General features: G+C 52.3%; 3 protein-coding genes. All 3 read left to right on the forward strand.

Features of this window, described 5'->3' with window-relative positions; genetic code table 11:
* The first annotated feature begins 258 nt into the window (after positions 1-258).
* Positions 259-462, forward strand: coding sequence for a hypothetical protein (locus B3F49_RS11255; protein ID WP_293893209.1), 204 nt, complete (start codon positions 259-261; stop codon positions 460-462).
* Between the two features lie 111 nt (positions 463-573).
* Positions 574-1,107: an acetolactate synthase small subunit gene (gene ilvN / locus B3F49_RS11260; protein WP_293893212.1), complete on the forward strand. Its 534-nt coding sequence runs from the start codon at positions 574-576 to the stop codon at positions 1,105-1,107.
* Positions 1,108-1,166: 59 nt separating this feature from the next.
* A partial coding sequence (locus B3F49_RS11265) for an NAD(P)-binding domain-containing protein (RefSeq protein WP_293911161.1) occupies positions 1,167-1,366 on the forward strand: 200 nt, incomplete at its 3' end.

The following is a 1,366-nucleotide window of genomic DNA, read 5'->3' on the forward strand; positions in this document are numbered from 1 at the left end:
GAAAAGAGGCCGAGCGGTACGATGAGGACGATCAGAAAGTAAATGAGGAGTCTTCCGAAGAGCGTTCGTTTTCTCCAGAAGCTGGGTGTGCTGTCCATGCCTGCAGTGTATCTGCAATGGATGGTGAGAGCAAGAACTTCTACTTATAGGAATTTTTACTGCATAAACATACTGTTTTTTGTATAAAGGGTTGACAGAAATCCCAAAAGAGAGCTACAAACAAGAAACGGCTCATCGCCGCTCATTGAGGAGAGTATCGTGAACGCGTTCACCAAGCAGGTGCAGGCAATGCACCGGACAACAGAGAGGAAATGGAAAATGCAGGGCTGCTCTCAGTTCTGTTTTGGCACATCCGATGCTTCACATGCCGCTCTATCCCTGCTTCTTGTACGCACCATCCTCCTCCCCCTCATCTCACTCATCACCCTCCTAATTATCGTAGTAAGCCTAATTATTCTCTGACCACGGCTGCAGAGTGATATACCTGCATGGACCGTGGACGAAGAGCCCCCAATCGAAGCCTGGGGAGCAATCGCTTATACCCAAGCATCATACGAAGGAGAGAAACATCACATGAATACTACAGAAAACCGCTACACACTGGCCATCCTGGTAAACAACCAACCCGGTGTTTTGATGCGCGTCGTTTCCCTTTTCTCCCGAAGAGGCTACAATATCGACAGCTTGTCGGTCGGTGAGACGGAAAACGAGGAAGTCAGCCGAATCACCATCGTGGTCAGCGGCGACCGCCCGGTTGTCGAGCAGATCAAGAAGCAGGTGGGCAAGCTCATCGACGTCAAGCGGGTGTATGAAATGACTCAGACGCGGAGCCTGCAGCGCGAGCTGGTCATGGTCAAGGTCTCCACCAAGGGTGAAAGCCGCTCGCAGGTGGTGGAGCTGGCCCAGATTTTCAAGGCGAAGATCATCGATGTCACCGCTTCCACAGTCTCTCTTGAGATGACCGGAAGCTTGGATAAAATCCAATCCTTTCTCGATCTGATGATGCCCTTCGGCATTGTGGAGCTGGCAAGGACGGGTATTACCGCCCTCGAACGAGGCTCGAGAGCACTCAGCTCGATCAGCTACAGCGAGGACGATGAAGTTTGAACGCAACGCCCCAGGGGCGCTTACCATAACAAGGCCGGTGGGCCGAAGGAAAGGAAGCAATGAGTACAATGTATTATGATTCACAGGCAGATCTCCAAAAGCTTGATGGAAAGAAGGTTGCCATCATCGGATACGGCAGCCAGGGACACGCACACGCACTGAACCTGCATGAGAGCGGGGTGGATGTGGTCGTCGGCTTGTACAAGGGCTCCAAGAGTTGGGCAATTGCAGAAGAGGCGGGACTCCAGGTTGCGACCGT

The sequence above is a fragment of the Sphaerochaeta sp. UBA5836 genome (genome assembly GCF_002432845.1).
In the GTDB taxonomy this organism is placed as follows: Bacteria; Spirochaetota; Spirochaetia; order Sphaerochaetales; family Sphaerochaetaceae; genus Sphaerochaeta.